This window comes from Streptomyces sp. P5F9, from assembly GCF_057961495.1.
Genome location: NZ_JBXVPZ010000579.1, coordinates 1 through 5,318, shown reverse-complemented (window position 1 = coordinate 5,318; position 5,318 = coordinate 1). Strand labels below are relative to the sequence as shown.

At 68.9% G+C, this 5,318-nt stretch carries 4 protein-coding genes; 2 read left to right on the top strand and 2 right to left on the bottom strand.

Features of this window, described 5'->3' with window-relative positions; all coding sequences use genetic code 11:
* Positions 1-3 precede the first annotated feature (3 nt).
* A complete protein-coding gene (locus AC31A1_RS46030) occupies positions 4-1,479 on the top strand; it encodes a GntP family permease (protein ID WP_489659037.1) in 1,476 nt (491 codons plus the stop codon).
* 75 nt (positions 1,480-1,554) lie between these two features.
* Positions 1,555-2,205 (top strand): hypothetical protein, encoded by a 651-nt coding sequence (locus AC31A1_RS46025; protein ID WP_489659036.1) that lies wholly within the window; start codon positions 1,555-1,557, stop codon positions 2,203-2,205.
* A gap of 231 nt (positions 2,206-2,436) precedes the next feature.
* On the opposite strand, the gene AC31A1_RS46020 is transcribed toward AC31A1_RS46025, so the two are convergent.
* Positions 2,437-3,807, bottom strand: coding sequence for a M14 family metallopeptidase (locus AC31A1_RS46020; RefSeq protein ID WP_489659035.1), 1,371 nt, complete (start codon positions 3,805-3,807; stop codon positions 2,437-2,439).
* Positions 3,808-3,958: 151 nt separating this feature from the next.
* Positions 3,959-5,212 (bottom strand): hypothetical protein, encoded by a 1,254-nt coding sequence (locus AC31A1_RS46015; RefSeq protein ID WP_489659034.1) that lies wholly within the window; start codon positions 5,210-5,212, stop codon positions 3,959-3,961.
* Between the last annotated feature and the right edge of the window lie 106 nt (positions 5,213-5,318).

Here is a 5,318-nt window from a genome sequence, read left to right as displayed (position 1 = left end):
ACCATGTCCCTACCGCTCGCCGCCACCGCCCCCGCGACACCACCCCACACAGGAGGCCTGCTCCTCCTACTCGACGGCACGGCAGGCCTGTTGACGGTCGCCGCCCTCGGGATCGCGCTTCTCCTCTTCCTGATCATCAAGGTCAGACTCCAGCCCTTCGTGGCCCTCCTCGCCGTCTCCATAACCGTCGGCCTGCTGTCCGGTCTGTCGGTCACCGAACTCTTCGGCACGGTCCAGCGCTCCGACGCCGTCTCCACCATCGAGTCCGGCATGGGCGGCATCCTCGGCCATGTCGCGATCATCATCGGCCTGGGCACGATGCTCGGCGCGATCCTCGAAGTCAGCGGCGGCGCCGAGGTGTTGGCGTCCCGGCTGCTGAACCTCTTCGGCGAGAAACGAGCGCCCCTCGCCATGGGCCTCACCGGCCTGATCTTCGGCATCCCGGTCTTCTTCGACGTCGGCATCTTCGTCCTCGCGCCGATCGTGTACGCGGCCGCCAAGCGCGGCGGCAAGTCGATCCTGCTCTACTGCCTGCCGCTGCTCGCGGGCCTGTCGATGACCCACGCGTTCCTGCCGCCGCACCCCGGCCCGGTGGCCGCGGCCGGCCTGCTGCACGTCCAGCTCGGCTGGGTCATCCTCATGGGCATCGTCTGTGGCATCCCCGCCGTACTGGCCGCGTGGGCCTACGCCGCCTGGATCGGCAAGCGGATCTTCGTCGCCGTACCGCAGGACATGGTCGAGGCGGCGGCCGAGGCGAAGCAGGCGGTCATCGACGAACAGCGTGCGTCGGGCGTCGTACCGCAGGAGAAGCCGGTGTCGCTGGGCACGGTCCTCGCGATCATCGGTACGCCCCTCGTCCTGATCCTCGCGGCCACGTTCTCGTCGATCGCCTTCGACCCGTCGACCGGCCGCTCGGTGGTGGAGTTCTTCGGCAGCCCCTTCGTCGCCCTGACGATCGCGCTCCTCCTCGCGTACTACCTCCTGGGTCTGAGGCGCGGCTGGTCCCGTAAGTCCCTGGAGACCGTCTCCACCGCGTCCCTCAAGCCGGTCGGCAACATCCTGCTGGTCGTCGGCGCCGGCGGGATCTTCGGCGCCGTCCTGAAGGCGAGCGGGGTCGCGCAGGCCCTCTCGGACACCTTCCACGACGTGGGCCTCCCGGTGCTGGTCCTGTCGTACCTGATCTCGCTGGTACTACGGGTCGCACAGGGGTCGGCGACGGTCGCGATCGTGACGACGGCGGGCATCGTGGCCCCGCTGCTGGCCGAGGGCGACCACTCGCAGGCGTTCGTCGCGCTGGTCATCATGGCGATCTCGGCGGGGTCGATCTTCGCCTCGCACGTCAACGACGGCGGCTTCTGGATGGTGGCGAAGTACTTCGGGATCAGCGAGCGGGACACGCTGAAGACGTGGACCGTGCTGGAGTCGGTGCTGTCGGTCGCGGGGTTCGCGGTGGCCGCTGTGCTCAGTGTGTTCGTGTAAGCCGCTTGTAGGCGTCTGATAACAAAGTTGGGGCTGGCTGTGCCCGACACAGGATCGTCGACCATACTGCCCGCTGTGGAGCAGCGCATAGGTTCGAGCAGCCAGCCCCTGGAGGGCGAGCCCGTGAAGGGTGCCGGATTCGACCCGGCCTTCATCCCGGGGCTCACCGCACCCGCCGTGTCCTCCGACGCACCGGAGGACGCGAAGGCCGAGGTGGCGGAGCCGGAGGAGGCGTCGGTCGAGGAGGCCGAGGCCGAGGTCGAGAAGGCTGACGTCGAGAAAGTGGACGTCGAGAAGGCCGTTGCCGAGGATGACGACGCCGACGCGGATGACGACGCGGATGACGACGGCGAGGAGTCGTCCGGTGACGGGCCGGTCTTCGAGGCGTCCGACCGTCGTGCGGAGATCGTCGCGGACGAGAAGGGCGTACGACTGCGCCTGGACGACCAGAACTGCGAGTTCCGCTGGGACGAGATCGGCGCCATAGAGACCGAGTCCCCGCGCTTCGGCAGGCGGTTCACCATCACGGTGCACACTCCTGACCGCCGTTGGTACCCGATCGAGATCGAGGCGGCGGCCCGGAGCAGGTTCGCCGAGTGGGAGACGCAGCTGGACGCGGTCCTCGACGCGTACTTCGACGACGGTGACGACGACGAGGCCGACGGGTCCGACGAGGTGGACGAGGCGGCGCTCGCCGCGGCGGAGGCTGAGGTCCGCGAGGACTAGGGCCTGTCCGGCGGATCATGCCGCAGACGCGGGGCGTGGCACGCGCTCCCCCACTGCCTTAAAGGCGTGGGGGGACCCCCAGCGGCGTTGTCGTCGGTCGCCGACGCTCCGCGTCGACTCCCTCCTCCGCCTTGCAGCTGCACGCACCACGCCCCGCTCACCGGCGCTGATCAGGCACCGCCGATTTCCTGCGACCTGATCCGCCGGACAGGCCCTAGCCGGGAGGACTGGCTAGCCGCAGTACTGGGCCTCTTTGCCGATGGACCGGTACATGCAGTCCGCGTTCTCCAGCAGTTGGAACACCGCGTCCCGGTTCCGGGAGGTCTCCCGCTCGATGACCTCGTCGGGCGGGTAGAAACCGCCCGCGGAACTGGACGTCGGATACATCTCGAAGGTGTAGTCGAAGATCTTCTGAGTGCCCCAGAGGTAGTCGTCGATCGAACCGTCCGTGATGTACAGGTCGCTGGACTGCTCGGCCGTATAGCCGTTGCTCGCGCCCATCTTCTGCCCGACCGCCTTGAACGCGGCGGCGTCGTCCGCGGTCATCCCGGTCGCCGTGTCCGAGTACGTGTACCCGAACGGCCACAGCACGAGTTCGCTGTACGTGTGGAAGTCGATCCCGGCGGTGATCTGCTGCTTCCCGCCGACCACCCGGCTGCGCACGAAGTCCGCGACCACCTTCACCTCGGGCGCAGACTCGGCGGACGCGCCACGATAGGTCTCGGACGAGGTCGAGCCCGAAGAACCGCCGCAGCAGCCCCACTTGTAGTTCCAGTTCCGGTTGAGGTCCGTACCGACGTAACTGGAACCGGAGTTGGGCTGGCGGTTCTTGCGCCAGGACCGGTAGGCGCCGGTGGCGATGTCGTACTCGCCGCCGTCCGGGTTCAGGTCGGGCACTATCCAGATCTCGCGGTTGTTCACGATGTTCGTGACGCGGGAGTCGGTGCCGTATCCCGCGCCCAACTCGCGCAGCAGGTACAGCGCCATCTCCACCGTGAGGTGCTCTCGGGCGTGCTGGTGGAACGTGAGGATGACCTCGGGTTCGCTCTCGTCGGTGGCCACGTTGTCGCTGACCTTGACGGCGACGATGTCCCGGCCCTGGTACGACTTGCCGATCACCCGCTTGCTCATGATGCCCGGGTAGGCGGCGAGCCGCTGGTCGATCTCCGTGTTCGCCTCGGCGTAGTTGTGGTACTTCGAGTCGGCCGAGGGGAAGTCGAGGAGCCGTGCGGTGTCCGCGGCCGACGAACGGTCCGGAGCGGAGCCCAACAGCGAGACGGTGTAGCCCTGTTGGCGCAGCCGCTCGATCTGGGCGGCGCGGCCGGAGACGACCACGGTCTCCTCGTCGGACTCGTCCACGGAGACCCCGGCCGCCGCGATGGCCGTACGCGTGACCGGGGTGTTGTGGTCGACGTGGATCTCGTACTGGCGGATGTCGTCCGCGGCCGACGCGGTCTGGTGCGTGCTGTCGGCGGTGGCCTTGGACGCGGTGGCCGCGGAGACGGGGGCGGCGAGGGCGAGCGCCATCAGGGCGGCGAGCGCGGCGGTGCGTCTGCCGCTGCGGGGGCCGCTGGTGGCTGAGCCGCGAATCCGGAGTCGCATGAAATCTCCTTGCTGGAGTTGGGGGGTGTTTCAGTGCGACGTGCGTGAAGTACGGCGTGCGGGTGGGGTGTTGGTGTGAGCGTTCCTGTGCGCCGCCTATGTTGATGTGTTGGCATGGTCAGGTCAAGGGTGCTCAAAGTCGCCGGCCGGATTACCGCCACTTCGGGCTGAGGGCGATCTCCCGGAGCTGCTTCATGGTCAGGGCCGGGGTCGTGCGGGTCGCGGGCGTGTCCTGGGCGCCGGAGTTGAAGGCGCTGATCACCACCCGCCTGCCGTCGGTCCTGATGGTGTCGACGGTCCACATCACGACACCGGAACCGCCCTTCTCGCCCGGCCCCTGATGCTCGGCGACCTTCGTGCCGTCGGACAGGACCTCGGCGTCGGAGCCGAACAGATCGCCCTCGACGTCCGACATGTCCGCCTGGACATTGACCTGTACGAGGGTCTTGCCCTTGCCGTCGTCGACGACGGCATAGCCGAACCCGGAGTCGTCGGTGTCGCCGGCCTCGGACACGGTGAGGCCCTTCGGCAGCAGGGCCCGGAGTGTGGACGTGACGGACAGGTCGGCGCCCGTGTCGCTCGGACTCGGCGGTGTGACCGGTGAGTTCGGGTTCACCGGCATCGCGTCGATCGCGTCCCGCCAGGCCGTGTCAGCGGCCACCTTCCTCAACTGGGCCGGGGACAGCGGGGGTTGAGGCCTGGTGATCGGCGAGTCCTTCTCGGCGGCGGCGTTCCACTCGCTGATGCTGACGTGCTGACCCTGCGGGGTGACGAGTTCGGCGCTCCACAACTTGGTGTCCACCCGGCGGTCCGGATACTCGTACCCCTGAAGGACCATGACCACCGAACCGTCCGCCAGCCGGCTCGTGCGGCACGCGTCGTAGTGCGTGAACACCTTCGCCGGGCACGTGGTGGTCTGCCGCGCCTCGTCGCTCCCCGGCTCCACCCGGCCCAGGCCGATCTCTACGGCCGACTTGCCCTTCCCGTCGTCGAAGACGACATGGACGTACGGCGACAGTCCCTCGTCCGTGCCACGGGCCTCGACCTTGGAGTACGCGCCGTTGCCCACCAGGCGTGTGAGCACCCGGAACAGGGCCTCGCCGGAGACGGGAGCGGGGGCGGAGGAGGTGGCGGAGGCGCGGGTGGAAGTGGCCGGGGAAGCCTGTGTGCCGGGGGAGCCGCTCGGCAGGAGCAGTGCCCCGCCCACGCCGACGAGGGCGATGCCGGCCGCGCCGCTCATGACGGCGGCGTTGCGGCGGCGCAGCAGGCGCCGGCGGCCCTTGAGGGCGCCTGCGGTGGCGAGGGCGGCCCGGTCGGTCTCGAAGGCGTTGCCCGCGTCGTGCAGGCCGGCGGTGAGCCGTTCCTCGAAGGGGTCGAGGGGGTCGCTGTGCTGGGTGTCGGGCATGGCGGACCACCGTTTCGCGTAAGCGGATGTAAAGGGTGTATGGGGTGATGGAGGATCAAGGGGTGTAACGGGTGTGCGGGAGAAGGGAGTTGAGGCGGGGTGCGGG